At 71.6% G+C, this 26,771-nt stretch carries 25 protein-coding genes; 16 read left to right on the forward strand and 9 right to left on the reverse strand.

Annotated elements, in window-relative coordinates:
* Positions 1-40: 40 nt before the first annotated feature.
* From cysN to ETD85_RS22075, 4 genes are all read left to right on the forward strand, one after another.
* A complete protein-coding gene (gene cysN / locus ETD85_RS22060) occupies positions 41-1,303 on the forward strand; it encodes a sulfate adenylyltransferase subunit CysN (protein ID WP_138691653.1) in 1,263 nt (420 codons plus the stop codon).
* 106 nt (positions 1,304-1,409) lie between these two features.
* Positions 1,410-2,306 (forward strand): sulfotransferase family protein, encoded by an 897-nt coding sequence (locus ETD85_RS22065; protein WP_138691680.1) that lies wholly within the window; start codon positions 1,410-1,412, stop codon positions 2,304-2,306.
* Positions 2,303-3,214, forward strand: a complete 912-nt coding sequence (locus ETD85_RS22070) for a glycosyltransferase family 2 protein (protein ID WP_138691654.1) — start codon at positions 2,303-2,305, stop codon at positions 3,212-3,214. The genes ETD85_RS22065 and ETD85_RS22070 overlap by 4 nt, the downstream gene beginning before the upstream one ends.
* A 299-nt stretch (positions 3,215-3,513) precedes the next feature.
* Positions 3,514-4,281: a WecB/TagA/CpsF family glycosyltransferase gene (locus ETD85_RS22075; protein WP_138691655.1), complete on the forward strand. Its 768-nt coding sequence runs from the start codon at positions 3,514-3,516 to the stop codon at positions 4,279-4,281.
* 79 nt (positions 4,282-4,360) lie between these two features.
* Here the strand turns inward: ETD85_RS22075 and ETD85_RS22080 are convergent, their stop codons facing one another.
* The 6 genes from ETD85_RS22080 to ETD85_RS22105 are packed head-to-tail and all read right to left on the reverse strand — an operon-like array spanning position 4,361 to position 10,895.
* The gene (locus ETD85_RS22080; protein WP_138691656.1) at positions 4,361-5,320 is read right to left on the reverse strand and encodes a sulfotransferase; all 960 of its coding nucleotides are present in this window, start codon (positions 5,318-5,320) and stop codon (positions 4,361-4,363) included.
* On the reverse strand, positions 5,317-6,585 hold the full coding sequence (locus tag ETD85_RS22085; protein ID WP_138691657.1) for a lipopolysaccharide biosynthesis protein: 1,269 nt from the start codon (positions 6,583-6,585) through the stop codon (positions 5,317-5,319). Before ETD85_RS22085 ends, ETD85_RS22080 begins: the two co-directional genes overlap by 4 nt.
* The gene (locus tag ETD85_RS22090; RefSeq protein ID WP_138691658.1) at positions 6,573-7,427 is read right to left on the reverse strand and encodes a sulfotransferase family protein; all 855 of its coding nucleotides are present in this window, start codon (positions 7,425-7,427) and stop codon (positions 6,573-6,575) included. The genes ETD85_RS22085 and ETD85_RS22090 overlap by 13 nt, the downstream gene beginning before the upstream one ends.
* Complete coding sequence (locus tag ETD85_RS22095) at positions 7,424-8,344, reverse strand: hypothetical protein (protein WP_240779297.1); 921 nt, start codon at positions 8,342-8,344, stop codon at positions 7,424-7,426. The genes ETD85_RS22090 and ETD85_RS22095 overlap by 4 nt, the downstream gene beginning before the upstream one ends.
* Complete coding sequence (locus ETD85_RS22100) at positions 8,341-9,606, reverse strand: hypothetical protein (protein WP_138691659.1); 1,266 nt, start codon at positions 9,604-9,606, stop codon at positions 8,341-8,343. Before ETD85_RS22100 ends, ETD85_RS22095 begins: the two co-directional genes overlap by 4 nt.
* Positions 9,603-10,895, reverse strand: coding sequence for a Wzz/FepE/Etk N-terminal domain-containing protein (locus ETD85_RS22105; RefSeq protein WP_170246786.1), 1,293 nt, complete (start codon positions 10,893-10,895; stop codon positions 9,603-9,605). Before ETD85_RS22105 ends, ETD85_RS22100 begins: the two co-directional genes overlap by 4 nt.
* Before the next feature lie 348 nt (positions 10,896-11,243).
* Here ETD85_RS22105 and ETD85_RS22110 point away from each other — a divergent pair, with 348 nt between their 5' ends.
* Positions 11,244-12,269: a glycoside hydrolase family 26 protein gene (locus ETD85_RS22110; protein WP_138691661.1), complete on the forward strand. Its 1,026-nt coding sequence runs from the start codon at positions 11,244-11,246 to the stop codon at positions 12,267-12,269.
* A 46-nt stretch (positions 12,270-12,315) separates the two neighbouring features.
* Here the strand turns inward: ETD85_RS22110 and ETD85_RS22115 are convergent, their stop codons facing one another.
* From ETD85_RS22115 to ETD85_RS22125, 3 genes are all read right to left on the reverse strand, one after another.
* On the reverse strand, positions 12,316-13,185 hold the full coding sequence (locus tag ETD85_RS22115; RefSeq protein ID WP_138691662.1) for a sulfite exporter TauE/SafE family protein: 870 nt from the start codon (positions 13,183-13,185) through the stop codon (positions 12,316-12,318).
* The gene (cysC, locus tag ETD85_RS22120) at positions 13,182-14,396 is read right to left on the reverse strand and encodes an adenylyl-sulfate kinase (RefSeq protein WP_138691663.1); all 1,215 of its coding nucleotides are present in this window, start codon (positions 14,394-14,396) and stop codon (positions 13,182-13,184) included. The genes ETD85_RS22115 and cysC overlap by 4 nt, the downstream gene beginning before the upstream one ends.
* Positions 14,397-14,467: 71 nt before the next feature.
* Positions 14,468-15,187, reverse strand: a complete 720-nt coding sequence (locus tag ETD85_RS22125; protein WP_138691664.1) for a class I SAM-dependent methyltransferase — start codon at positions 15,185-15,187, stop codon at positions 14,468-14,470.
* 84 nt (positions 15,188-15,271) lie between these two features.
* On the opposite strand from ETD85_RS22125, the gene ETD85_RS22130 reads away from it, so the two are divergent.
* From ETD85_RS22130 to ETD85_RS22180, 11 genes are all read left to right on the forward strand, one after another.
* Complete coding sequence (locus ETD85_RS22130; protein ID WP_138691665.1) at positions 15,272-15,664, forward strand: cupin domain-containing protein; 393 nt, start codon at positions 15,272-15,274, stop codon at positions 15,662-15,664.
* Positions 15,665-15,739: 75 nt separating this feature from the next.
* Positions 15,740-19,228 (forward strand): transcription-repair coupling factor, encoded by a 3,489-nt coding sequence (mfd, locus tag ETD85_RS22135; protein ID WP_138691666.1) that lies wholly within the window; start codon positions 15,740-15,742, stop codon positions 19,226-19,228.
* A gap of 29 nt (positions 19,229-19,257) precedes the next feature.
* Positions 19,258-19,869 carry a SurA N-terminal domain-containing protein gene (locus ETD85_RS22140; protein WP_138691667.1) on the forward strand — a complete coding sequence of 204 codons (612 nt, stop codon included), beginning with the start codon at positions 19,258-19,260 and terminating at the stop codon, positions 19,867-19,869.
* A 3-nt stretch (positions 19,870-19,872) separates the two neighbouring features.
* Complete coding sequence (locus ETD85_RS22145; protein WP_138691668.1) at positions 19,873-20,811, forward strand: nucleoside triphosphate pyrophosphohydrolase; 939 nt, start codon at positions 19,873-19,875, stop codon at positions 20,809-20,811.
* Between the two features lie 117 nt (positions 20,812-20,928).
* A complete protein-coding gene (gene eno, locus ETD85_RS22150) occupies positions 20,929-22,206 on the forward strand; it encodes a phosphopyruvate hydratase (RefSeq protein WP_138691669.1) in 1,278 nt (425 codons plus the stop codon).
* Between the two features lie 84 nt (positions 22,207-22,290).
* Complete coding sequence (locus tag ETD85_RS22155) at positions 22,291-22,707, forward strand: FtsB family cell division protein (RefSeq protein WP_138691670.1); 417 nt, start codon at positions 22,291-22,293, stop codon at positions 22,705-22,707.
* Positions 22,697-23,185: a DUF501 domain-containing protein gene (locus tag ETD85_RS22160; protein ID WP_138691671.1), complete on the forward strand. Its 489-nt coding sequence runs from the start codon at positions 22,697-22,699 to the stop codon at positions 23,183-23,185. The genes ETD85_RS22155 and ETD85_RS22160 overlap by 11 nt, the downstream gene beginning before the upstream one ends.
* Positions 23,176-24,126, forward strand: a complete 951-nt coding sequence (locus tag ETD85_RS22165; RefSeq protein WP_138691672.1) for a Ppx/GppA phosphatase family protein — start codon at positions 23,176-23,178, stop codon at positions 24,124-24,126. Before ETD85_RS22160 ends, ETD85_RS22165 begins: the two co-directional genes overlap by 10 nt.
* Positions 24,127-24,294: 168 nt before the next feature.
* Complete coding sequence (locus ETD85_RS63230) at positions 24,295-25,440, forward strand: hypothetical protein (RefSeq protein WP_170246787.1); 1,146 nt, start codon at positions 24,295-24,297, stop codon at positions 25,438-25,440.
* Positions 25,441-25,577: 137 nt separating this feature from the next.
* Positions 25,578-25,904 carry a PadR family transcriptional regulator gene (locus ETD85_RS22175; protein WP_138691673.1) on the forward strand — a complete coding sequence of 109 codons (327 nt, stop codon included), beginning with the start codon at positions 25,578-25,580 and terminating at the stop codon, positions 25,902-25,904.
* Positions 25,901-26,771, forward strand: an 871-nt coding sequence (locus ETD85_RS22180) for a serine/threonine-protein kinase (RefSeq protein WP_138691674.1), incomplete at its 3' end; no start/stop codon positions are given. The genes ETD85_RS22175 and ETD85_RS22180, both read left to right, overlap by 4 nt.

Here is a 26,771-nt window from a genome sequence, read left to right on the forward strand (position 1 = left end):
CGTTCCGGACCGGCTACGTCTATTCCGAGGGCTGCTTCTGATGGACATCCTTCGCTTTGCCACTGCGGGAAGCGTCGACGACGGCAAGTCCACCCTCATCGGACGGTTGCTCTTCGACTCCAAGGCGATCTTCGAGGACCAGCTCGAGGCGGTCGAGCGCACCTCGCGCGACCGCGGCACCGAATACACCGACCTGTCGCTGCTGACCGACGGCCTGCGGGCCGAGCGGGAGCAGGGGATCACGATCGACGTGGCGTACCGCTATTTCGCCACGCCGAAGCGCAAGTTCATCATCGCCGACACGCCCGGCCACATCCAGTACACCCGGAACATGGTCACCGGCGCCTCCACGGCCGACCTCGCGATCATCCTCATCGACGCCCGCAAGGGCGTGCTGGAGCAGTCGCGCCGGCACGCGTTCCTGACCACGCTGCTGCGCGTGCCGCACCTGGTGCTGGCCGTCAACAAGATGGACCTGGTCGGCTACTCGCAGGAGCGGTTCGAGGAGATCAGGGAGGAGTTCACGGCGTTCGCGTCCAAGCTGAACGTCACCGACCTGACCTTCATCCCGATCTCCGCGCTCAACGGCGACAACGTGGTCTCGCGCTCCGAGAACATGCCCTGGTACCTCGGGTCCTCGCTGCTGCACCACCTGGAGAACGTGCACATCGCCTCCGACCGCAACCTGGTCGACGTGCGCTTCCCCGTCCAATACGTGATCCGCCCGCAGCGGGCCACCGACCACGCCTTCCACGACTACCGCGGCTACGCGGGCCAGGTGGCCGGCGGCGTGCTCAAGCCCGGCGACGAGGTCGTGCACCTGCCCTCCGGCCTCACCACGCGCATCGCCTCGATCGACACGTTCGACGGGCCGGTGGAGGAGGCGTTCCCGCCCATGTCGGTGACGCTGCGCTTCGAGGACGACCTCGACATCTCGCGCGGCGACATGATCGCCCGCCCCAACAACCAGCCGCAGGTGGCGCAGGAGCTGGAGGCCATGGTCTGCTGGATGGCCGACGGCGCCAAGCTGGCGCCGCGCTCCAAGCTGACGATCAAGCACACCACCCGTACGGCTCGCGCCATGGTGCGCGACCTGCACTACCGGCTCGACGTCAACACCCTGCACCGGGACGAGGAGGCGACGTCGCTGAGCCTCAACGAGATCGGGCGGGTGTCGCTGCGGGTGACGCAGCCGATGTTCGTCGACGACTACGCCCGTAACCGGCAGACCGGCGGCTTCATCCTGGTGGACGAGGCCACGAACAGCACGGTCGGCGCGGGCATGATCATCGACGCCACCTGAGCCGCGGCAAGGAAGGTAGATCCTTTGGGGTTAGCCGACCCGCCGATTACTCTCCGCGCTAGGGTCTTCGCGTTCCGTGTTCGTGACGCGAAGGCCTTCTCTTTTGATCACCCGTGCTCCCGCCACCCGTGTCGTCTATCTCGGCGGCCTCGGCCGTAGTGGCACCACGCTGCTGGAAAGGCTCCTGGGCGAGCTGCCCGGCGTGGTGGCGCTCGGCGAGGTGGTGCATCTCTGGGAGCGCGGCGTGCTCGGCGGGGAGCTCTGCGGGTGCGGGGTGCCGTTCCCCGAGTGCCTGTTCTGGCGGCACGTGGGGGAGCGCGCGTTCGGCGGCTGGACCCCGGCGCTGGCCGAGCGGGTGCTGCGGCTGCGGCGGCGGGTGGATCGCACCCGCAGGATCCCGCGGATCGCACATCGGGACCTGGCCGCCTACACGCAGGCGTACCGGCTGCTGTACGAGGCCGTGGGCGCGCCGGTCGTGATCGACTCCAGCAAGCACGCGTCCCTGGCCTGCTGCCTGCTGGCGAGCGGGGTGGACGTGCGGATCGTCCACGTCGTCAGAGACCCGCGAGCCGTCGCCCACTCGTGGAACAGGACAGTACGCCGGCCCGAGGACGGGCTGCCCATGACCCGCTGGGGGCCGGCCCGCACAGCGCTGCACTGGACGGCCCAGAACGCCGCCATGGAGCTGCTCCCGGGACGCGGGGGCCGGGTGACCAGGGTCCGCTACGAGGACCTGCTCGCCGCGCCCGAGGCCACGCTGGCGGCGCTGGCCCGCGGGATCGGCCTGGAGGCGGACGAGCTGCCGTTCATCGACGGCGGCACCGCCTGGCTCGGGCCCGCCCACACGGCCTCCGGCAACCCGATGCGGTTCCACGTGGGGCGGGTCGAGCTGCGGCGAGACGACTCATGGGTGTCAGGGCTGCCCGAGCGTGACCGCCGGGTGGTCAACGCGCTCACGTGGCCGCTCAGGGCCAGGTACGGCTATCGGGGGGTACGGACGTGACCGGATTTCGTTCAGCCGGTGTGGTGATCCCGACCAGCGGGAACCGGCCCCGCCGGCTCCGGGAGGCGGTCGAGGCGGTGCTGGCGCAGGACTACCCGGGCGAGCTCAGCCTGGTCGTCGTCGCCGACGGCGCGCCCCTGGCGGTGGTGGCCGAGCAGGTGGCCGACGCCGTGGTGGGGGGCTCTCACTCCGTACGCGTCCTGCCGAACACGCTCAGCCCCGGGCTGCCGGGCGCGCGGAACACCGGGATCGCGGCCTGCGACACCGACCTCGTCGCCTTCTGCGACGACGACGACGTCTGGCTGCCGGGCAAGCTGACCGCGCAGGCGCGGGCGCTGGAGGACGGCGGCGAGTTCGCCAGTTGCGGCATCGAGGTCGAGTACGGCGACCGCCGCGTCCCCAGGCTCGCCGGTACGTCCCGCGTGACCGTGGACGACCTGGTCCGCTCGCGGATGGTGATGGTGCACTCCTCGACGTTCCTGTTCCCGCGCGGCGCGCTGTGGGCCGACGAGAGCGCGCCCGGCGGCCAGAACGAGGACTGGGACCTGGCCCTGCGCGCCGCCAAGCGGCAGCCGATCGTGCACGTCGACCGGCCGCTGGTGCGCGTGCGGTGGGGCGGGTCCCACTACTCCGCCCGCTGGGCCGACCGAATCGCCGGGCTCGACTGGATGCTCGCCCGGCACCCTGAACTGGCCGTGGATCCGTGCGGCGCGGCGCGGGTCTACGGCCAGCTCGCCTTCAGCCACGCGGCGCTCGGGCACCGGCGCGAGGCCGCCCGCTGGGCCGCCCGCACGTTCGCGGCCCGCCCTCGCGAGCCGCGCGGGCCGATCGCGCTCGCGGTGGCGGCGGGCCTGGTCTCAGCGCCTGCCGTGCTCTCCCTGCTCCACCAGCGCGGGCGTGGCATTTGACCCCGCCAGAGCGCACGATCCCGGCCGTCCCCGCCCAGCGGCCTGCACCCGCGCCCGCGTCCGACCCGCCACCGGCGCCCGAGCGGCCATGGGTCCCTCCACCCGCGCCCGAGCGGTCATCGGCGTCTTCGCCCGTGCCCGGCCGGCAGCCGGCTCATTCGTCCGCGTCGGAGCGGCCGGTCGTCCCGGCCGTTCTGGGCTCCCCGGCTTCCCCGGCTTCCCCGGCTTCCCCGGTCTCTCCCGAGCGGGACGGTGCTGCGGCGGGAGGGGCGCGCCACAGTTCGGGCCGGAGGGCGCGGGTGCGGGTGGCCGGCGTGGAGGTGGACCCGCTCACTCAGGACGAGGTGGTCCGGTGGGTGGCCGCCGAGCTCGAAGCCGGCAGGGGCGGGCGGATCGTCACCCCCAACGTCGACATCTGCCGGGCCGCCCGGCTCGATCCCGCGCTGCGGGAGCTCATCTGCTCGGCCGAGCTCGTGGTGCCGGACGGGATGCCGCTGGTGTGGGCGGCCAGGCTGCTCGGCACGCCGGTGCCCGAGCGGGTCACGGGCGCGGACCTCATCTGGTCCCTCAGCGCGCTCGCCGCCCGCCACGGCTGGCCGGCCTACCTGCTCGGCGGCGCTCCGGGCGTGGCGGGCAAGGCGGCGGAGGAGCTCACGGCCCGCCACCCCGGCCTGGACGTGTGCGGTGTCCACGCGCCGCCCTACCACTTCGACGCCACGCCGGAGGGAAGCTCGATCGTCCGGCGGACGGTGGTCGCCGCCCGGCCCCGGCTCGTGTTCGTCGGGCTCGGGTTCCCCCGGCAGGACCGGCTGATCGTGGCCCTGCGGGAGGAGCTGCCCGGAGCCTGGTTCGTGGGCTGCGGGGCGGCGATCGCGTTCGCGGCCGGCACGGTCACCAGGGCGCCGGAATGGCTCCAGCGGGCCGGGCTGGAGTGGGCGTTCCGGCTGGCCGGCGAGCCGGGCCGGCTGGCGCGGCGTTACCTGGTCGACGACCTGCCCTTCGCCGCGCGCCTCCTGGGCGGCTGCCTGGCCACCCGAATCGCACGACGGGTGAGACGAGCGCTATGAGCGCGCGCCCGGCCTGCGGGACCGGACGCGGTGAGCGCGCGCCCGGCACGTGAACCGGGCGCGGTGCGGGAGCACCCGGTCAGTGGACGGCGATGGCGGGGGCGGTGAGGGCGCGGACGCGGGCGACGTCCTCGGCGCTCAGGCCGCGGGCCGGGTCGTCCAGGGCCCGGCGGGAGTCCATCCGCCGGTACGCCGTCCGCGACAGGCCCGACCAGGTGAAGCCCGCCCCCGTCGCGGAGCCGCCCGTGCACGCCCTGGCGATCCGGCGTTCGGCGGCCGGGGTCCAGGGGAGCCCGGCGTAGGCGTACAGGCGCTGGAAGCCGGGCAGCGGGTCGGCGGCCAGGGACTCGTACGAGGTGAGGAGGATGCCGGGCGTCCGGGCGAGGATCGCGCGGGTCGCCAGCCACAGCGCGGCGGCCTTGGCGACGCGGTCCTGGGAGCCGACGAGGGCGCGCAGCCCCAGCAGCTCCGGATGGTCGCGGACCAGCAGCGGCTGCTCCAGCAGCTCGTGGAAGTAGACCGTCCAGCCGAGCCGCTGCCAGCTGGCCACGAACGACACGGGATCGCGCACCAGCGCGATCACCCTGCACCCCAGGCGACCGGCGAACCAGGCCGTGCTCAGCACCGCGAACGGGTCGTCGAGCAGCGCGCGCCGGCCGGTCAGCCGGCCCAGGGTGAAGGCGGTGCCGTAGCGGAGGAGGCGGGCCAGGTCGTAGGGGGAGCGGTTCGCGCGCAGCTCGGCGAGCCAGCGGTAGCGCAGGGCCACCGTGTCGCGGAAGGCGGGCAGCCAGCCGGCCGTGTTGTCGTCGCAGATGTACTGGAACCGGTGCGTGACGGCCGCCTTGAGCACTCCGGGGCAGCGGCCCGGCGGGTGCTGGGGGTTGAGCGGCTCGTTGACGTAGACCAGGTCGCCGCCGGCCGCGAGCATCCTGCCCGTCCAGCTCGTGCCGCTCCTCGGCAGGCCGGTCACCAGCACCGGGGCCCGGGAGGCCGGATCCGGATGCCGGTCCGCTCTCGGCTCCAGGCCGGCGGTCCTCATGTGAGCGTCCAGGTGCGCAGGCGGAGCGCGGGCAGGGTGTGGCGGCCGAAGGGGTGCAGGCCGTAGCGCCGGTGCAGCTGCCACAACGGGAGCAGGTTCTTGACGATCACGCCTCCCGACCATCCGACGACCGCGCCGAGCGCCCCGAGACCCGGGATCAGCGCCAGGTCCAGCGCCACGGTGCAGGTGATCGCGATCAGCAGGTTGAGCAGGCTCGTGCCGGTGTGCCCGGCCGCCGTCAGCACGACGTCCACCATCCCGCAGGCGGTCGCCACCATCATGGTGCCCGCCAGCACCAGGGCGACCGGCGCCGCGGAGCCGTACGCGGGGCCGAACACCCCCAGCACCCACGGCGCCAGCGCCGCGTACGCGAGCCACACCGGCCAGGTCAGCAGCACCAGCCAGATCGTGGTGGCCTGGTACAGCTCCCTGGCCCGCGCCGACTCCCCCTCGGCGAGCGCCTCGACCAGCCGAGCCTGTACGGCCTGCGTCAGCCCCTGACCTGCGAGCTGCCCGACGACCCTGAACCGGGTGGCGGCCGTGTACACGGCGGCCTGCGCCGGCCCGCCCAGCGCCGCGACGATCACGATGTCCACCCGCTGGAACACCGCCTGGATCGCCCCCGCCAGCGACCTCGGAGCCGTGTACCGCCACAGGTCCCGCCCCGTCCCCGGCAGGTACGGCGTCCGCGGCACCCGCCCGCGCAACCGCTCCGCGACCAGCACCAGCACCAGCGCGTACGGCAGCGCCCACGCCACCGCCAGCCACCCGGCCGCGCCCGCCACCGCCGCACCGGCCACCAGCACGAGCTGGGCCGCGGGCAGCAGCACCCCGTCCAGGAGCACCGTGGGCCTGACGGACCCGAACCCCCGGGTGGCCGCCAGCAGCACGTCCGCGGCCACCATCACCGGCAGGGCCGCCGCGAGCGGGCCGAGCCGCGGATACAGCAGCACCGCCGCGCCGCAGGCCACCGCAATGCTGGGCACGAGCGCCGCCCTGATATATCCAGAAATGCCGAGATATCCGTACGTCCTGGCCCGCGCGATGAAGTACACGAGCCCGTTCCCCGCGTCCAGCTTGGCGACCCCGGCCGCCATGAGCGCCACCGCGGTCGCGGTGAAGAAGGCGCCCGCCTCCGCGGCCGTGAACGCCCTCGTCACGACCACCAGCAGGCCGAACTGGGCCAGCGCGCTGAACGCGGCGCCCGCGACCCCGGCGATCCCCCCGCGCCGCACCCGCCGCGCGACACCGGTCAGCGCCGCCACGACGGCTCACCGTCCAGCCAGCGCGTCAGCCGCGCGTCGTACGGCTCGAAGTGGTCGCGCAGCGCCTGCCCCAGCACCGGGGACACCCGCCGGGGCAGCGGCCTGCCGTTGTGCCGCTCGAACGCCGGATATCCCAGGTGCGGCACCCCCAGGAACTCCAGCACCCGGTCGTAGACGCCCTCCGGCTCTTTGAAGAACCGGTGGCTGTCCAGCACCAGGATCCGCTCCCGCCCGATCAGCGGCTCCAGCCGGTCGAGCTGCTCGGCGTAGCGCCCCCTGGCCACGTAGGCGTGGTGGCGATGCGAGTGGTGCAGCGCGAACGGCGACTCGCGCAGCAGCTCCTCGGCGCCGGCCAGCCGCCGGGCTTCGAGCTCGACGGCGTACTCGAAGTGCGACTCCGTCTCGAAGCCCCTGGCCAGCTCGTGGGCGTGCGCCGAGCAGGCCCGCTCCACCGGATCGCGGACGAGCACGATCAGCTTCACCCCGGGCAGGTCGGCCGCGATCCGCTCCGCGGCCAGCGGATGGAACAGGTAGTAGGGGGAGGACTCGAACGCCTGGGCCCGCGCGTTGTACCGGTGCGAGAGCAGCGCCGCGCCCACCCACAGCGGGAAGTGCGCCTGGTACCACGGCAAACCGTGCGAATAACCGACGTCGAAGTAGTGGACCCCCTTGTGCAGCACCGGTTTGAGCAGCAGCGGATGCTGCGCCAGCGCCCGGTACAGCGAGGTGGTCCCGCACCGCTGCGCCCCCGTGATCAGGAACGACGGCAGGACCCGCGCCCCCGCCGTGAACCTCCCCGTGGCCCGCGAGAGCGACAGCACGGAGCGCTTCATGGTCCTCATGTCAGCAGTTCCTCGTGGTCGACGACCGGATTGAGCCAGGACCGCGGCGGCCCGAGCGGCGCGTGCCCGTCGGCGGCGTGCCGGTCGGCCAGCGCGATGAGGTAACGCAGCGCCGTCTGCTTGGCCACCGCCGCCGACAGGCCCAGGGGCGCGAGCTCGCGTACGGACCGCGCCACGCACGCCCGGGCCGCGGCCGGCGGGCCCATCCTGCGCAGCGCCCGGTGGAAGAAGTGGTGCACGGCGTCGAACCCGTAGGGGACGCCGACCTCGTACCGCTCCCAGTCCCAGACGAGCACGCGGCCGTCGGGCGCCGGGCACAGGTTCCACGGCGCGAGGTCACCGTGCCAGGCCGCGCGCGGCCCTCCGGTGCCCGCGATCTCCCTGATCGCCGCGCGCAGCAGCGGCGCGGGCACCCGGCCGCGCCGCACCGGCAGCGGCGACAGCGCCAGCACCGCCAGCCCGCGCCAGTCGCCGTGGTGGAGCACCGTCGGCGCGGTCACCGTGTCCAGCGACAGCCCGGCCAGCCGGCGCAGGGCCGCCGCCTCGGCCGTGACCAGCCGCCGGGCCCGCGCGCTGTCGCCGATCTTCACGAACGCCAGCCGCTCCCCGCCCGACCGCGCCTCCAGGATCGGCTTCCGGTTGGCCCGCAGCGCCGGGCGTACGTGCAGGACGGTCTCGACCGGCCTGGAGAACACCTCGCTCAGGTGCACGGCGATGGACCCCTCGGTGGGCACCATCACCTGGGACCCCACGTGCCACCACCGGCGCGGCGCCAGCCGGCGCGGCACGGAGGCGTGCGGCAGCAGCGTGTACGCCCGGGGCGAGCCCGAGCCCGGATGCAGCAGTTGTACGGTCTCCGCGAGGTAGCCGAGCCGGACGGCCGCGTCCTTCATGCGTTTCTCCAGGAACAGGCTCATGCGTTCCGCCACAGGAGCGCGAACGAGATGAGATAGAGGCTGAGCGGCGTGACCAGGCCGTCGTAGATGAACATGTAGAGCAGGACGAGCCCCATCACCAGCACCCCGGCCAGCCCGATCGGGCTGCGGTCGCGCCAGTGGCGGCGGATCGCGCCGAGGAAGAACGCCACGTAGAGCGCCGCCCCCGTGAACCCCTGCGTGATGATCAGCAGCCAGAGCTGCCCGTCGCTGCCCAGGGGCGGGTGCCCGCAGCCGCCGCACCACTGCGTCTTGCCCGTGGTGATCGTGCGGTGGTTGCCGGTGGCGTTGCGGGTGTTGCCGAAGCCGATGACCGGCGAGTGGCCCGCCGCCGCGACGGTGGCCGACACCGTAAAGGCCCTGATGTCGTTCGAGTGGGGTTTGTCCAGCCGCTGGGCGACCAGCGACGCCAGCGGGCTGAGCGCGAACACCAGCGCGCCCGCGGCCACCGCGCCGCAGAGCGCGACCCTGGTACGCCCGCCCACCCGGACGATCAGGTAGACGACGGCCAGGCCCAGGCCGATCCACAGGCCGCGGTTGAGCGAGTAGACGACGGGGACGGCCGCCAGGGCGATCGACACCGCGACGAAGATCTTCTGTCGCGGCCCGCCGTGCACCCACCAGCCGACCACGAACCACACCAGCAGCACCGACACGTTGCTGCCCCAGGCGTTCGCCCACTCGAACGGCGCCTCCGGCCGCGGCGAGGCGTACCCGAGCACCTTCTGCGTCTGGGCGGCGGTGGGGTGGATGAGGTTCTGGACGAAGGAGTTCTCGCTGACCCAGCCGGGCAGCAGCAGCTCCATCGGCGAGGTGAAGGCGAAGGCGGGGAACAGCACGCCGAGCAGCCCGCCGGCGACCGTGGTGACGAACAGCACGCCGAGCATGCGCACGAGGCGGAGCTGGGGCAGCTCGCGCTCGGTCAGGTTGCCCAGGTAGAGCACCATGATCAGGATGGACGCGTAGAGCGCCAGCCGCATGGCGTAGCCGGCGATCCGGCCGGGGCCGAGCTCGCCGTACGTGCCTGGCGGCATCTCCGCCAGCATCAGCGCGCTGATCAGGTAGCCGGCCAGCAGCAGCAGCCACAGCCCGAACCCGCGCGGCACCTTGATCGGCCTGCGCCGCCACAGCACCACCGCCATCGGCACCGCGAGCACGATGACCGACAGCCCGCCGAACCCGAGCGCCCACCACACCGGGTAGCCCACGAGCAGCGCCCCGATGGGCCAGGCGGGTCCTCTCACGTCGGCTGGCCTGGCCGCCGCGGCTGGTGGAGCGCCTGCATGGGCGTGGTCTCCGCCGACACGCTGACCTCCAGCTCGCCGGTGGCGACCAGCTTGCCGAGCGAGGTGTGGGTGCGCGGTTCGAGCAGGGGCACGAACGACGGGACCGCGTCGGTGGCCGTCACCACGCCGACGATCGGCACGTCGTGCGTGCCCAGCTGGCGCACGGCGGCCGCGACCTGGGCCGAGGTGACGTGGCCGAGCCGTACCAGGAGCAGGGCCGCGTCCGCCCTGGCCAGGTCGCGGACGTCGGAGCCGTCGAGCACGGACAGCGGCGCGCTGACGGCCAGCGGCTCGGCCAGCGACGAGGCGTACAGGTCGGCGGGCAGCGCCTTGACCAGCAGCCGCTTGCCCGGGCACGCGGCGACCACGGCGCAGGCCAGGTCGTGCAGCGCGCCGTGCTCGCGCGGGCTGGACAGGTCGCTCAGCACGGGGAGGCCGGTCAGCCGCTCGACGTCGGCGGCCGTGCGCAGCCGCCGGTCGAGCCGGTCGCGGAGGTAGGCGGCGGCGGAGCCGGTGAGCAGCCCGGCCATCAGCCCGGTGCCGAGGTAGAGCGGCAGGCTGGGGGAGCTGGGCGCGGACGGCGGCACCGCCTGGCTGATGACCGTGCCCGGCGTCACGGCGACCGTGCGCAGCGCGTCGTACTTCAGCGCGAGGCTGGCGGCCTGCCGGTTGAGCACGCTCTGCCGCTGCAGCGCGATCGCGCGCTCGGGGCCGCCCTTGGGCAGCGTGGGCAGCTGCTTGAGCACGGTGTCGATCCCGGTGTTGACCTGCTTGAGCTTGGCGAGCACGGCCTGCTGCTGCTCGGCCATCGCCGCCAGGGTGCTCTCGCGGCGGTTGGAGAGATAGGCCTCGGCGTACGCGCGGGACTGCGCCGCCGCGGCGGCCGGCTCGGCGGCCGTCACGGAGATCCACAGCACCGCCGAGTTGGGCGGCACCGAGACCTCGACCTGGGCCGGCAGGCCGGTGCCGAGTGACGCGGATGCCCGCGCCGCGACCACGTCCGACTGCGCGACCTGGGCCTCGGTGTCGAGATTGAGCGGCTCGCGCTGGCGCGCGGTCACCTGGTTGCCCGGCTCCTGTGTCCCGACCGGCATGACGAGGACCTGGGTGGTGGCGGTGTAGGCGGGCGGCGTGAGCCGCAGCAGCGCGAGACCCGCGGTGCCGCCGAACACGACGCAGCCCACGAGGAGCAGCCACCTCCTGCGCAGCAGTGCGAGGTGCTCGTCCAGGTCGGTACCGGAGCTCATGGGGGAGGGTCTCCTGGATGGTGTGCGAAACGTCGCCGACTGACGACGCTGCGTCACGTGCCGAGGTGTGCGCCCACTATAGGACGGACGGTTATCAGCCAGGTTGAATACCCAAGATTTTCTCTGGTGCGGCCAGCAATAAATGGCCCTAAAAGGGAAATGTCGCGAAAATTTGGCGCGCCTGGGACTCGCCATGAACTGGGGAGACTCTCACACTGGCTGAAGTTCCAGGAATGACATGGCAAGGTTCAGGTTTGATAGGCGGGGGTCGTTCGACTAGGGGGTTGGAAGGCTTTGCAGCTTCGGGGAATTTCGCATACCGCAACGCTCGCGGCATTTGTCGTGGGCATGGCCGCCACACTGGCCGCCTGCTCCAGCGCGGAGGGCTCCGACCTACGGGCTCCCGCGCAGGCAGCCAGGCAGGCGTCGCCGGGTTCGCCCGCCTGCACGGCCACCACGAGGCTCATCCCGTCGTGCGGCGCCTGGTGGGGCATCGCGCCGGAGGTCTTCACCGGCGCTCCGGTGGATGAGGCCCTGCACGGCGCCGAGTCGCGCATGGGCGCCACCGCCGACGTGCTGCACGTCTACCACCGGGGCAGCGAGCTGTTCCCGACCGAGGCCGAGGTCAGGCTCGCCCGCGACCCGGCCAAGCCGCGGCTGCTCATGATCAATTGGAAGCCCTCCTTCGACCACACCTGGGCCGAGATCGCCGACGGCGCGCTCGACGCCAGGATCGACCGGCTGACCGCCTACATCAGGCGCACCTTCCCCGAGCGGTTCTTCCTCACCGTCCACCACGAGCCGGAGAACGACGTGGACGGAGCGTCGGGCTCCGGCATGCAGGCGGCCGACTACGCGGCCATGTTCCGGCACGTCGTGGAAAGGCTGCGGGCCGGCGGGGTGAAGAACGCCGTCACGGTCATGACGTACATGGGGGCGCCCAACTGGGCGGCCAAGTCGTGGTTCGAGGATCTCTATCCGGGTGACGACGTCGTCGACTGGGTGGCCATGGATCCGTACGCCGACGACCGGGTGCAGGACTTCGACGGGCTGGTGAACAAGACCCGCAAGGAGTACGCGCAGTGGCCGGGGTTCTACCGGTGGATGCAGTCGCGCTTCCCCGGCAAGCCGGTCATGGTCGCCGAGTGGGGGGTGTTCGAGCGGCCGCTCGACCCCTCGTTCAAGCGGGCGTTCTTCGAGTCGGTGCAGCGCCAGATCAAGCGCTATCCGCAGATCAAGGCGCTGCTCTACTTCGACTCCCCGCAGGCGCCGCGCGGCGACACGAGCTTCGACACGGGATCCGGGGCCGACCGGGCGTTCAGCGAGCTCGCGCGCGACCCGTACTTCCGCGCGACCCGCGTGCCGCGGCCCTGACCCGAGACCGGGGCGTCAGGGGCGTCCGAGCGGTCGCGGGCGGCTCTCAGGCCGCGTTCACGGGCTCTCTTTCGGCGGCGGCGCGGCTCGCGCGCAGGCGCCAGCCCGCGACGGTGACGGCCGTGGCCGCCAGGAGCGCCCAGACGGTGAGCGTGTTGCTCGCGTCGAGCAGCTTGAGCGCGGAGGCGAGCAGGACGATCGCCAGCAGCGCCCTGATCAGGCCGCCGGGGGCCCGCGAGGAGATCCGGGCGCCCAGGTAGACGCCCGGGATCGAGCCGATGAGCAGCGACACCGTGAGATCGAGCTGGAAGTCGCCGAACAGCAGGTGGCCGAGCGCGGCCGCGGCGACCAGCGGCACGGCCTGCACCAGGTCGGTGCCGACGAGCTGGTTGGCCTTGAGCGCGGGATAGAGCGCGAGCAGGGCCACGATGATCAGCGAACCGGAGCCCACGGACGAGACGCCCACCACCAACCCGCCTACCATACCGACCAGTAGGGTCGGAATTGGGCGTACGGCGATCTCGTGCGCGCTCGACGTCCCGCCCCGCGCGCCGAGCCAGCTCTTGAGCGCCATGCCCGCGACGGCCAGCAGGAGCGCCACGCCCAGCGCGTATTTGACCGCGTCGGTGACCGCGAACGCGCGGGCCAGGAACACCCCGCAGAACGCGGCCGGCACCGATCCGGCGCACAGCCAGCCGACCAGGCGCAGGTTGACGGTGCCGCGCCGCAGGTGGACCACGCCGCCGACCGGCTTCATCACGGCCGAGGCGACCAGGTCGCTGGAGACCGCGGCCAGCGGCGGGACGTTGAAGAACAGCATCATCATCGGCGTCATGAGCGCGCCGCCGCCCATGCCGGTCAGGCCGACCACGATGGCGACCAGGAAGGAGCCGCCGATCAGTGCCCAGTCGATCAACGAACCCAGCCTCCGCTCTTCAGCGCGCCCAGCACCTGGGTGACGGCCGCGTCGATCGAGAGGTGCGTCGTGTCGATCACCAGCTCGGCGTCGTCCGGCTCCTCGTAGGGATCGGAGACGCCGGTGAACTCGGGGATGAGGCCGGCGCGGGCCTTGGCGTAAAGGCCCTTGCGGTCGCGCCGCTCGCACTCCTCCAGCGGCGTCGCGACGTGCACGAGCAGGAAGTCGGCGCCGACCGACTCGACCATCTCGCGCACCTCATCGCGCGTCTCCGCGTAGGGGGCGATGGGCGCGCAGATGGCCAGGCCGCCGTGCCGGGCGCTCTCGGCGGCGACGAAGCCGATGCGGCGGATGTTCAGGTCGCGGTCGGCCTTGGAGAACGTCAGGCCCTTGGACAGCAGGTGGCGCACCACGTCGCCGTCGAGGTAGGTCACCGTCCGGCTGCCCAGCTCCAGCAGCGCGTCGCGCAGGCCGCGGGCGATGGTGGACTTGCCGGAGCCCGACAGGCCGGTGAAGAACACCACCAGGCCGCGGCGGTGCGGCGGCCCGGGAATGCTCACGGGCTCCGGGCCGGCGAGGTGCTCGGCCGCGCCGTAGGCGGTGGCGACGTGCTCGCGCAGCTCCAGGTCGATCTCGGGCTCCTCGCGCGGCGCCAGGGGCACGGAGACGACCAGCGTGCCGGGCGGCAGCTGCTCCTTGGCCCGCAGCGCGGCGCGCACGACGGCGGGGCCCGCCTCGCCGTAGGAGAGGGGGAGCAGCAGGATCGCCGCGTCGAGCTCCTTGGCGGTGGCCACGATCTCGGAGAGGTCGTCGAGCGGCCCCCGCATGGTGACGGCGAGGGCCGGCCGCGCGCCGAGCTCGGCCCGCACCTCGGACGGCGTGCGCCGCAGCCGCGCGAACGGCCCGTGCTCCGGCGCGCCGAGGCCCTTGACCGGCCCGGAGACCAGCCCGTCGGGCTCCCGCGCGGCCACCGTGAGCTTCGCCAGCGGCAGGCCCTCCGGGTCGAGCAGGGTGACCTCGTCGCCGGGTGAGACCTCGGCCGGCAGGTGGAGCGTGACGGGCGCGGGCCACGGGGTGCCGTCGGCGAGCGTGCCCCGCTCGTGCACCGCGTGCAGGTCGTCGTGGCCGAGGAACCCGGTCAGCGGCTCGAACGCGCCCGAGAGCAGCAGCTCGAGATCGGCCAGCTCGCGCGGGTCGGGGGTCCACTCCACGTCGTCCTACATCCCAACTATTCCGATTGAATTGGTAGGAAAGGATCCTACCCGCTCAGATAAGTGTGGCACTAGATGACCCGGGCGAAGTGGTGCTGGGGCTTCCTGATGACCATGGTGATCTCGTCGTGCGAGCCCGGGTAGCGGCCGCTGGTCAGCCAGGACATCAGCGCGACCGCGGCGCTCCCGATCCGGCCCGCGCGCGCGGGGCCGCTGGTGTTGCGCTCGTCGTCGGTGATCTGGAGACCCCGGCTCAGGCAGAACGCGTGCATGCCGTCGCTCGACGCCAGCGGCTCGTAGACGGCGGGCAGCGGGCCCGGCGTGCCCGCCGGGGCGAGCGGGCGCCACAGCAGCCGGCGCAGCCAGGACGGCGTGACCCGGTCGAGCAGGCCGTAGGCGGACTTGCGGTCGCGCATGCGCAGCAGCACGAGGCCGCCGGGGCGCAACGACTGCAGGAGCCGGTCGAACACCAGCTCGGCGTGGTGGATGCGCTCCAGCAGGAACGAGAGCTGGATCACGTCGTAGGACCTGGGCGGCAGCGGCACGCAGCGCAGGTCGCCCAGCGACCATGACACCAGGTCCGCCCGCTCCTCCAGCACCTGCCTGATCGCCGGATGGTCGACGTCGGCCCCGGTCGCCCGGGTCTCGACGTGGTCCAGGATCAGCGGCTCGTCGTGAGCGCACCCGGCGACCAGCACGTCGAGCCGCCTGATCGGCTGCCCGGCGCAATGCTCGCGGACCCGTACACCGAAGAGGTCGCCTCGCTGGGCGACCGATCGCACCTCAGACATGTGACCTACAGTAATCGGCCGATCGTAAGCAGTAATGCATTTCCCTGCTAGCGTCCTGGCACGTGAGTGATGAGGTGCCTGACCGTGAGTGACGAGGTGTACGTGGGCAACGCCCATGTCGACGCGCCCGGCGACGCCGGCTGGCTCCTCGGTCACTTCAAACCCCCGGGCGACCCAAGACACAGCGGCGACGTCGAGATCAAGTGGGGCGTGCACGAGCCGGGCGACGAGCGGGCCCAGTGGACCGTGGGGGAGACGCGCACGGCCCTGCTCGTCCTCATCAGCGGCAGGTTCAGGGTCGAGCTGCCCGGCCGCAGCGTGCTGCTGGCCGAGCCGGGCGACTATGTGGTGTGGGGCAAAGGGGTTGACCATTCGTGGCGCGCCGAGGAGGCGTCGACCGTGCTCACCGTCCGCTGGCCTTCCGTGCCTGGTTACAAGGTGCGGGACGGCGCGGAGTGCGGCTCGGACGGCGAGTAGGCTGGTACGAGACCCCCGCGACCTGACCCGGCCGGGGGTAATCGTGTTGCCGTCGTGGGGCTGTAGGCGTATCTGATGAGTCTTTCCGGACTACTTGACCTTGTTCGCGCCGACCCGAAGCTGACCGCCGCTCTCGAAGAGGGCGGCGATGTCTCGCTGATCGCGCCGTCCGCGCTGCGGCCGTTCGCCGTGGCCGCGCTGAGCGGCCACGACCAGCGCGCCGTGCTCGCGGTCACCGCGACCGGCCGCGAGGCCGAAGACCTGGCCGCCGCGCTGACCAGTCTCATCGAGCCCAGTTCCGTGGCCGTGTTCCCGGCGTGGGAGACGTTGCCGCACGAGCGGCTCTCCCCGCGCAGCGACACGGTGGGCCAGCGGCTGGCGGTGCTCAGGCGGCTGGCGCACCCGGTCAAGGGCGACACGGCGGCCGGGCCGCTCAGCGTGATCGTGGCGCCGATCAGGGCGCTGCTGCAGCCGATCGTGAAGGGGCTCGGCGACCTGGAGCCGATCCGGCTGCGGGCCGGTGACGACGCCGACCTCGACGACGTGGTGGACAACCTGGTCAACAACGGCTATCACCGCGTGGACATGGTGGAGAAGCGCGGCGAGGTGGCGGTGCGCGGCGGGCTGCTCGACGTGTTCCCGCCGACCGAGGAGCATCCGCTGCGGCTGGAGTTCTGGGGCGACACGGTCGAGGAGATCCGCTGGTTCAAGGTGGCCGACCAGCGCTCGCTGGAGGCGGCCGAGGACGGGCTGTTCGCGCCGCCGTGCCGCGAGCTGCTGCTGACCGGCGAGGTCAGGACCATGGCCAGGGAACTGGCCGAGGAGCACCCGGCGCTGGCCGAGGTGCTCGACCAGCTCGCGGAGGGCGTCCCGGTCGAGGGCATGGAGGCGTTCGCGCCGGTGCTGGCGGGGGAGATGGACCTGCTGCTCGACCACCTGCCGGTCAGGTCGGCGGTGTTCGTGTGCGACCCGGAGCGGATCAGGGGGCGGGCCGAGGAGCTCGTACGCACCTCGCAGGAGTTCCTGGAGGCCTCCTGGATCAACGCGGCGGCCGGCGGCGAGGCCCCGATCGACCTCGGGGCGGCGGCCTTCCGCTCGCTGGAGGAGATCCGCGACCACGCCGACGCGCTGGGCCAGCCGTGGTGGACGATCGCGCCGTTCGGCGGCGGGGTGGAGCTGGACGCACAGGACTCCGAGGCCTACCGGGGCGACACCGCCAAGGCGCTGGCCGACATCAAGGGCTGGCTGGCGGAGGACAAGGCGGTCGTGCTGCTCAGCGAGGGCCACGGGCCCGCCGAGCGGATGGTGGAAGTGCTCAAGGGCGTGGACGTGCCCGCCCGGCTGCAGAAATATCTGGATAAAGCGCCTGAGCCCAAGGTCGTGCACGTCTCGACCGGGCTGATCGAGCACGGGTTCATCACGTCCGGCCTCGCCGTGCTCACCCACCTCGACCTGGTCGGCCAGAAGGCCTCGACCAAGGACATGCGCCGGCTGCCCTCGCGCCGCCGCAACATGGTGGACCCGCTGCAGCTCAAGGTCGGCGATCACGTGGTGCACGAGCAGCACGGCGTGGGCCGCTACATCGAGATGGTCCAGCGCACGGTGCAGGGCGCCACCCGCGAATACCTGGTCATCGAATACGCCAAGGGCGACCGCCTCTACGTGCCGACCGACCAGCTCGACGAGGTCACCCGCTACGTCGGGGGCGAGGCGCCCTCGCTCAACCGCATGGGCGGCGCCGACTGGGCCAAGGCCAAGTCGCGGGCGAAGAAGGCGGTCAAGGAGATCGCCGGCGAGCTGATCAGGCTCTACTCCGCCCGCATGGCCTCGCCCGGGCACCCGTTCGGGGCGGACACGCCCTGGCAGCGCGAGATGGAGGACGCCTTCCCGTACGCCGAGACCGGCGACCAGCTGGAGGCCATCGACGAGGTCAAGCGCGACATGGAGCGCGGCGTCCCGATGGACCGGCTGATCTGCGGCGACGTCGGCTACGGCAAGACCGAGATCGCGGTCAGGGCGGCATTCAAGGCGGTGCAGGACGGCAAGCAGGTGGCCGTGCTGGTGCCGACGACGCTGCTGGTGCAGCAGCACATGTCGACCTTCGCCGAGCGGTTCTCCAGCTTCCCCGTCTCGGTCAGGCCGATCTCGCGCTTCCAGACCGACGGCGAGGTCAAGGGCACGCTCGAAGGGCTCAGGTCGGGCGCGGTGGACCTGGTGATCGGCACGCACCGGCTGCTCAGCCCCGAGGTCAGGTTCAAGGACCTGGGGCTGATCATCATCGACGAGGAGCAGCGGTTCGGCGTCGAGCACAAAGAGGCGATGAAGCACCTGCGCACGCAGGTCGACGTGCTGGCCATGTCGGCCACGCCGATCCCGCGCACGCTGGAGATGGGGCTGACGGGGATCAGGGAGATGTCCACGATCCTCACGCCGCCTGAGGAGCGGCACCCGATCCTCACGTTCGTGGGCCCGTACGAGGAGAAGCAGATCGGGGCCGCGATCCGGCGCGAGCTGATGCGCGACGGCCAGATCTTCTTCGTGCACAACCGGGTGGCCTCGATCAACCGCGTGGCCGCGCGGCTGCGCGAGCTGGTCCCCGAGGCGCGCATCGCGGTGGCGCACGGCCAGATGAACGAGCACCAGCTCGAAAAGATCATGGTGGGTTTCTGGGAGCGCGAGTACGACCTGCTCGTCTGCACCACGATCGTGGAGTCCGGGCTCGACGTGCCCAACGCCAACACACTCATCGTGGACCGGGCGGACAACTACGGGCTGTCGCAGCTGCACCAGCTCCGGGGGCGGGTCGGGCGAGGCAGGGAGCGCGGCTACGCGTACTTCCTCTATCCGCCGGAGAAGCCGCTGACCGAGACCGCCCACGAGCGGCTGGCGACGATCTCGCAGCACACCGAGATGGGCGCGGGCATGTACGTCGCGATGAAGGACCTGGAGATCCGCGGCGCGGGCAACGTGCTGGGCGCCGAGCAGTCCGGGTTCATCGCGGGCGTCGGCTTCGACCTGTACGTGCGGCTGATGGCCGACGCGGTCAAGGAGCAGAAGGCCAAGCTGGCCGGCGAGGAGGCCGAGGAGGAGCAGCAGGACGTCAAGGTCGAGCTGCCGATCAACGCCCACATCCCGCACGACTACGTGACCTCCGAGCGGCTGCGGCTGGAGGCGTACAAACGGATCGCCGCGATCTCGGCGCCGATCCACATCGACGAGGTGCGCGACGAGCTCACCGACCGTTACGGCAAGCCGCCGGCGGAGGTGGAAAACCTGCTGGAAGTGGCGAAATTCCGGATCAAGGCCCGGCAGGCCGGGCTCACGGACGTCACGCTCCAGGGACAGAACATCAAGTTCGGCCCGGCCAGATTGCGGGAGTCACAGCAGGTCCGCCTCGACCGGCTGTACAAGAAGGCGATATACAAGCAGGCGGCGGAGACGTTGCTGGTTCCGGTTCCCAAGACCAAGCCGCTGGGCGGGCAGCCGCTGCGCGACCTCGACCTGCTCAAATGGTGCGGTGACCTGGTCGAGGCGATGTTCCTCGAGCCCGCACGGGTAAGCTAGCGGCGGTTTACGGTCGGAAAGGGACGTACGTGAAGTCGATACGAGTGGCTGTGGCTGCCGCCGCGGTGGGCCTGGCGCTGACTGCCTGCTCCTCGCCCATGCAGGCCGGGGCCGCGGCCGTGGTCGGTAATGAGCGCATCTCCACGAGCAAGCTCACCAAGGACGCCGAGGCGTACCGGGGGGCGCTCAAGAGCGCCAAGCTCGACGAGACGGCGCTCGGCGTGCCGGTCGATCAGTACGTGCTGCGGCGCCTGGTCGACATGAGCGTGTCCAAGCAGCTCATCCAGCGCCACAACATCCAGGTGAGCGAGGCGGAGATCGACGCCAAGCTGAAGGAGCCGGGCGAATACCAGTCGCCCGAGATCAACCTGCTGGCTCTGGGCGTCGCGCCCACCTACGCGCGCGAATACGGCCGGGTGTCGGCCGGGCTGGCGAAGCTGCAGCAGCAGGTCGGCGAGAGCGGCGTGCAGAAGCTGGCCCAGGAGTACACCTCCATCAAGGCCGTCTACAGCCCCCGCTTCGGCGTGCTCAACTCGCAGCCGTCGCAGGAGAACCCGTCGCTGTTCGTGGACGCCGGCCGGTTCGGCAAGGTCACCACCCAGCAGGCCGAGCAGGCGCCCCAGCAGCAGCCGCAGGGCTAGCGCATGCCGCTGATCGTCGTCACCACCTCGCCCAGGGTCGCGCCGGGCCTGCTGAGCCACCAGGCCTGGCAGGCGCTGCGCTCTGGTCCGGTGCTGACCGGCTCCGCCGCGCATCCGCAGCTCCCCTACCTGGCCGAGGCCGGGGTGGCGGTCGAGGTCGTCACGCCCGACGCCGCGGCGCTGGCCGGGCGCGCGGTCGCCGAGACCGTCGTGTGGCTGGCCTCCTCCTCCGAGCGGGAGGACGAGGACTTCATGCGCGCGGTCGGGCACGCCGCCGTGGCGCTCGACGAGCCGCCGGTGATCGAGGTGGTGCCGGGCTCGTACGACCTGCCGGGCGCCCGGGTGCTCGACCTGGTCGGCGTGATGGACCGGCTGCGCACCGAGTGCCCGTGGGATCGCAAGCAGACGCACGAGACGCTGGTCCCGTACCTGCTCGAAGAGGCCTACGAAGTGCTGGAGACGATCGAGCAGGGCGACTATCCCGCGCTCAAGGAGGAGCTGGGCGACCTGCTGCTCCAGGTGGTCTTCCACGCGCGGGTGGCCGAGGACTTCGACATGGACGACGTCGCCGCCGGGATCGTCGAGAAGCTCGTACGCCGCCATCCCCACGTGTTCGGCTCGGTGCGGGCCGAGAGCGCCGACGAGGTGAACGACAACTGGGAGGCCATCAAGGCGGCCGAGCGGGCGGCCAAGGGGCGCGAGTCGGTGCTCGAAGGCGTCCCCATGGGGCAGCCCGCCCTGTCGCTGGCGGCCCAGCTCCTGCGCAGGGCCGAGCGGGCCGGGGCGCCGGAGTCGCTGTCGGCCGCGGTGGGGCAGGGGGTGGCGAGGGAGCTGTTCGACCTCGTACGCCGGGCCGCCGACGCGGGGCTCGACGCCGAGGCAGAGCTGCGGGCGGCGGCTCGCTCGTACCGGAATCGGGTGCGGGCCTGGGAGTCCGACTGAGGCCGGTGCGGTGATCCGCGCGGCGCGGCGGCGGCCGACCGGCACCGTGCGGTTCCGCGCGCGGGCGTACCGATAGGCTTCTGTCGCATATTGCCTTTCGATTTAGGAGCTCATCCCGTGGCTACCATCGAGGTCGTATACGCCCGCGAGATCCTCGACTCCAGGGGCAACCCCACGGTCGAGGTCGAAGTGGTGCTCGACGACGGCAGCACCGGCCGCGCGGCCGTCCCGAGCGGGGCCTCCACCGGCCAGTTCGAGGCGGTCGAGCTGCGCGATGGCGGCAAGCGCTACGGCGGCAAGGGCGTGGAGAAGGCCGTGCTCGCCGTGACCGACGAGATCTTCGACGAGGTCCACGGGGTCGAGGCCGAGGACCAGCGCATCATCGACCAGATCATGATCGACCTGGACCGCACGCCCAACAAGTCCAAGCTCGGCGCCAACGCCATCCTCGGCGTCTCGCTGGCCGTCGCCAAGGCCGCGGCCGACAGCGCCGACCTGCCGCTCTTCCGCTACCTGGGCGGCCCCAACGCCCACGTGCTGCCCGTCCCGATGATGAACATCCTCAACGGTGGCGCCCACGCCGACACCAACGTCGACATCCAGGAGTTCATGATCGCGCCGATCGGGGCGGAGACGTTCCGCGAGGCCGTGCGCATGGGCACCGAGGTCTACCACGCGCTCAAGAGCGTGCTCAAGGAGAAGGGCTACGCCACGGGCCTGGGCGACGAGGGCGGCTTCGCGCCCAACCTGCCGTCCAACCGCGACGCGCTCGACCTGATCCTGGTCGCCATCGAGCGGGCCGGCTACGTGCCGGGCGAGGACGTCGCACTGGCGCTCGACGTGGCCGCCTCCGAGTTCCACAAGGACGGCGTCTACACGATCGACGGCAAGGGCCTGTCGGCGCAGGAGCTCATCGAGTTCTACGCGGACCTGGTCGCCAACTACCCGCTCGTCTCCATCGAGGACCCGCTCGACGAGGAGGACTGGGCCGGCTGGAAGGCCATCACCGACGCCATCGGCGACAAGGTGCAGCTCGTCGGCGACGACCTGTTCGTGACCAACCCCGAGCGGCTCGAGCGCGGCATCCAGTCGGGCACCGCCAACGCCCTGCTGGTCAAGGTCAACCAGATCGGCACCCTGTCGGAGACCCTCGACGCCGTCGACCTGGCCCACCGCAGCGGCTACCGCTGCATGATGAGCCACCGCTCCGGCGAGACCGAGGACACGACGATCGCCGACCTGGCGGTGGCGGTCAACTGCGGTCAGATCAAGACCGGCGCCCCGGCCCGCTCCGACCGGGTGGCCAAGTACAACCAGCTGCTGCGCATCGAAGAACTCCTCGACGACGCCGCCCGTTACGCGGGTCGCGCGGCTTTCCCGCGCTTCCGGCGCTAGTTTCGAGTACGGCTCGCGGTAGGCAGGCGGACAGACGGGTAAGACGGATGGGCCGCGGGCCGTACTTGAGGGGGTGTTCAGCAATTGGCGAAAAGGCCGCAGCTGACCGGGCGGGCCGCCATTCTGGCCGTCGTGGTCTGCGCGATCGCGATGAGCCTGGCCTACCCTGTGCGCGAGTACATCAGCCTGCGCCGCAGCATCGCCGAGCTGCGCGCGGAGAAGGCCTCGGTCGAGGCGGAGAAGCAGTGGCTGCTGGCCCGCGACCGGCAGAGCCGCGACCCCAACTGGATCAAGAAGACGGCCAAGGAACGGCTGCACTACTGCGGGCCGGGCGAGAAGTGCTACGTGGTCATGGAGCCTGACCAGACCCGGCAGCAGGCCGCGGTGAAACAGCCGGCGGCGGTGCCACCGTGGTATCAGACGCTCTGGGAGTCCGTGGAGGCCACGGACAAGGGCACCGGTCGCAGGGCGGTCACGGAGAAGGAGAGTGTTGGACAGTAAAGACGCCGAGGTCGTGGAGAAGCAGCTCGGGAGACCGCCCCGAGGGCTGCGCTCGGTGGCGCACCGGTGCCCGTGCGGCAACCCCGACGTGGTGGAGACCGCGCCCAGGCTGCCCGACGGCTCGCCGTTCCCGACCCTCTACTACCTGACCTGTCCCAAGGCGGCCTCGGCGATCGGCACGCTGGAGGGCTCGGGCCTGATGCGGGAGATGCAGGCCAGGCTCGCCACCGAGCCGGACCTGGCCGCCGCCTACCAGGCCGCGCACGACGACTATGTCGCCAGACGCGACAAGGCGGCACAGGAAGAGGGCATGGCGCCGCTGCCACGCGACATGCAGAGCACGGGCGGCATGCCGCTGCGGGTCAAGTGCCTGCACGCGCTCGTCGCGCACGAGCTGTCGGTGCCCGGTGCCAACCCGTTCGGCAGGGAGGCGCTCGACGCACTCCCCGACTGGTGGAGTGACGGACCATGCGTGTAGCCGCCGTCGACTGCGGCACCAATTCTGTACGCCTGCTCATCGCGGACGTCCACGACGACGTGCTGGACGACGTCGAGCGGCGGATGGAGATCGTCCGCCTGGGCCAGGGCGTCGACAAGACCGGCCGGCTGGCGCCCGACGCGCTGGAGCGCACGTTCAAGGCCATGCGCGCCTACCGCGGGCTGATCGACCGGCACGGCGCGACGGCGACCCGCGTGGTGGCGACGAGCGCGACCAGGGACGCGGCGAACCGGGCGGAGTTCGTGGCGGGCGTCCGCGAGATCTTCGGGGTCGAGCCCGAGGTGGTGTCGGGCTCCGAGGAGGCCGAGCTGTCCTTCACGGGCGCGACCAGAGGGCTGGTGCGGCTGTCGCCCGAGACGGAGATGCCCCAAGGGCCGCTGCCCCCTTACCTGGTGGTGGACATCGGCGGCGGGTCCACCGAGTTCGTGGTCGGGTCCAAGCACGCCGAGGCGGCGCTGTCGGTGGACATCGGCTGCGTGCGCCTGACCGAGCGCCACCTGCGCGACGACGAGGACCCGCCGTCCGCGCTCGCGCTGGAGGCCGTGGTCGCCGACATCGAGGAGGCGCTCGACCGGGTCGAGGCGGAGGTGCCCGTACGGCGGGCGCACACGCTCGTGGGCCTGGCCGGGTCGGTGACGACGATGGCGGGCATCGCGCTCGAGCTGCCCAGCTACGACTCGGCCCGGATCCACCACTCCCAGATGTCCTCCGCGCAGGTTCACGACGTCACCCGCAGGCTGCTGGCGATGACCCATGGTGAGCGGGCGGAGGTGCCCGTGATGCATCCGGGAAGGGTTGACGTCATTGGTGCGGGTGCGCTAATTCTTGATCGGATCGTCCGTCGTTTCGGGTTTTCGCAGGTCGTTGTGAGTGAACACGACATCCTGGACGGTATTGCCTGGTCCCTCGCCAGTAGCTGAAGAAATCCGGACATTTCCGATCTATGGGCGGTGTTGAGGGTGCAATCTGTATTGTGATTAGGTAAAGGGGCATTACGGGGGCTTTGCCATATCGCTGTGCACGGAAGGTGCTGGCGTGGCGACCGTTCCCGAGCGCGTCTTTTCCCTCACGGAATGGAGCACTCTCACATGATGTCTATCGGTTTAGCACGTAAGGCGGCCGCGTTCGGCGCGTCGGCCGCAGTGCTGGCCGCCCTGGCAGCGGGCCTGGTCGCCAGCCCCGCGCAGGCGGCGACCGCGTCCACGGCGACGGCGGCCACCGCCGCGACCGCCAAGGGCGCCAAGGTTTCGGTCTCTACGCCCAAGGCCTCCACGGGTGACTACGAAGGTTCCTGCCCGGTCAAGGTGAACTTCTCGGCCAAGATCAAGGTGGCCGTCAAGGGCAAGACCGAGCTGGCCTACCGCTGGCTGCACGGCGACGGGTCCAAGAGCAAGGTCAACGTGGTCAAGCTCAAGGGCAAGGGCACGAAGTCGGTGACGGTCAAGCAGTCCATCACCTTCAAGGAAGACGTCAAGGGCTGGGAGGCCGTTCAGGTCCTCGGTCCGAAGAAGGTCACCTCGAAGAAGGGCTACTTCTCCGTTTCCTGCGCCAAGCCGCAGGATGACGTGCGCACGCACCTGGACGTGTCGGTGACGGCCCGCGCCTGGGCCAGCCCCTCCTCGTACGTGGGCCCCTGCACCCCCGGCGACAAGATCGACTTCGTCGGCCTCATCGAGGCCAACCGGACCACGTGGGTCCGCTACCGCTGGGTTCTCAACGGTGACGTCGTCGACTACGGCCGCGTGAAGGTCCGCGACGCGCGCAAGGTCGGCTTCGGCTTCTCCCCGCGTCACAGCGACCGTGGCTGGGCGCAGCTGGAGATCCTCGGCCCCGACGGAAGCTCCTCGAACCGGGCCTACTACAAGGTCTGGTGCAAGGACTCCACCCCTGAGGCACCCGCCGTCAAGGTCTCGGCCGCTGCTACGGCGACGACCTCCTCCGACTGCAAGGTGACCGCCAGTGGCTCCGTCTCCTCGACCGGCGCCGCCAAGGTCAGCTGGTCCTGGCAGCTCAACGGCGCCACCGTGGAGACCGGCGAGACGTACTTCGGCCGTCACGGCGGCACGAAGACCGTCGGTTACGTTTCGTCGGTGCTGACCGGTGAGGCGGCCAAGGGTGGCAAGGTCACTCTGACGGTCACGGGCCCGGGCAACAGCGACGCCGTCGCGGTGGTCTACGCCCCGTGCCAGGCGCCGGCTTCCGCCACGCCGACCCCCACGCCGTCGGCTTCCTGAGCGACGCGAGGCTGACTGACAAGAAGCCGGTTGATCCGAGGCCGGCTGAATGAGCAACGGGAACCGGGTGGCCCCGCGAGGCGCCACCCGGTTTTTCGTGTTGCCACTACTGCGCTTTGCACAGTAGTGTGCTTTGCGTGGATAGCAGCCAGCTGCTCAAGGGAGTGCTCGACCTGGCCGTGCTGGCCGTTCTCAACGAGCGCGACGGCTACGGCTACGACGTGGTGCGCAGGCTCAGAGAGGCGGGGCTGGACGAGGTGGGCGACGCCTCCGTCTACGGCACGCTGCGCCGGCTGTTCAAGGCCGGCGCGCTGACCTCATATGTGGTGGCCTCGGACGAGGGGCCGCACCGCAAGTACTACGGGCTCAACGAGGTCGGCAGAGGCATGTACGCCACCTCGGCCAAGACCTGGGCCTCCTTCGCGGCCACCATGGCATCCCTGCTCAAGGAGGGACAAGCATGACCCCCGAACAGTACGCGCAGGCCGTACGGGATGCCTTAGCCGATCATCCCGAGCGGGAAGAGCTGCTCGAAGACCTCGACGACCACCTGGCGGAGATCGCGGCGGAGTCGGACCTGCCGATGGAGCTGCGGCTGGGGCCGCCGGAGAGCTACGCGGAAGATCTGGCCGCCGCCTACGGGGACAGGCCCGAGCGTGGCCGTGGGCGCCGCAGGGACCCGCGGGAGTGGGTCCTGGGCGCCGCGCTGGGCGTGCACACCAGGCTGCTGCGCCAGGGGCCCTACCGGAGCTTCACGGGCTTCCTGCCCGAGCTGCGCCCCGGATGGTGGGTGCTGCGCGGTTACCTGCTCGCCATGCTGCTGCTTTCGCTGGCCGGGGACGGCAGGATCGTGCCGGCCGAGCTCTCCGACCTGGCCGTGGTCGCGGCGGGCATCTGGGTGTCGGTCTGGTTCGGCCGGCGGCGTGGCGGCGGGCTGGTGTCGGTGCTGACGGCGGGCGCCAACGTGCTGGCGGTGCTGGCGCTGTTCGCGGGCATGGTGGCGGCGGGCTCGCTGCACTCATCCGAGCCGTCCATCGCCATGGCGGAGCGGGCGCAGCCGCAGGTGTGGGTGGACCGGGTCGCGGACGACGGCGTCTACAACATCAAGCCGTACGCCAAGGACGGCACCCCGCTGACCGACGTCTACCTATACGACCAGGACGGCAACCCGATCACCACCCATCCGGAGATCTACGGCTTCCGCCCCGACAGCTCGTGCGGCGAGCCGATTCTCAACCGCTACCCGCTGCCGCTGGTCAGGGACGGCCTGCCGGACGAGCCGCAGACGGCGCCGGAGCCGCGGCTCAGCTGCCCCACCCCGTCCGCCTCCT

Source organism: Nonomuraea zeae (assembly GCF_005889725.1).
In the GTDB taxonomy this organism is placed as follows: domain Bacteria; phylum Actinomycetota; class Actinomycetes; order Streptosporangiales; family Streptosporangiaceae; genus Nonomuraea; species Nonomuraea zeae.

Bases quoted from the DNA above. Each gene is read 5' to 3' on its own strand.
- mfd (WP_138691666.1), top strand. From the start codon at position 15,740: ATGAGTCTTTCCGGACTACTTGACCTTGTTCGCGCCGACCCGAAGCTG.
- cysN (WP_138691653.1), top strand. From the start codon at position 41: ATGGACATCCTTCGCTTTGCCACTGCGGGAAGCGTCGACGACGGCAAG.
- ETD85_RS22090 (WP_138691658.1), bottom strand. From the start codon at position 7,427: ATGAGGACCATGAAGCGCTCCGTGCTGTCGCTCTCGCGGGCCACGGGG.
- ETD85_RS22165 (WP_138691672.1), top strand. From the start codon at position 23,176: ATGCGTGTAGCCGCCGTCGACTGCGGCACCAATTCTGTACGCCTGCTC.
- ETD85_RS22110 (WP_138691661.1), top strand. From the start codon at position 11,244: ATGGCCGCCACACTGGCCGCCTGCTCCAGCGCGGAGGGCTCCGACCTA.
- ETD85_RS22105 (WP_170246786.1), bottom strand. From the start codon at position 10,895: ATGAGCTCCGGTACCGACCTGGACGAGCACCTCGCACTGCTGCGCAGG.
- ETD85_RS22095 (WP_240779297.1), bottom strand. From the start codon at position 8,344: ATGAGCCTGTTCCTGGAGAAACGCATGAAGGACGCGGCCGTCCGGCTC.
- ETD85_RS22145 (WP_138691668.1), top strand. From the start codon at position 19,873: ATGCCGCTGATCGTCGTCACCACCTCGCCCAGGGTCGCGCCGGGCCTG.
- ETD85_RS63230 (WP_170246787.1), top strand. From the start codon at position 24,295: ATGATGTCTATCGGTTTAGCACGTAAGGCGGCCGCGTTCGGCGCGTCG.
- ETD85_RS22080 (WP_138691656.1), bottom strand. From the start codon at position 5,320: ATGAGGACCGCCGGCCTGGAGCCGAGAGCGGACCGGCATCCGGATCCG.
- ETD85_RS22125 (WP_138691664.1), bottom strand. From the start codon at position 15,187: ATGTCTGAGGTGCGATCGGTCGCCCAGCGAGGCGACCTCTTCGGTGTA.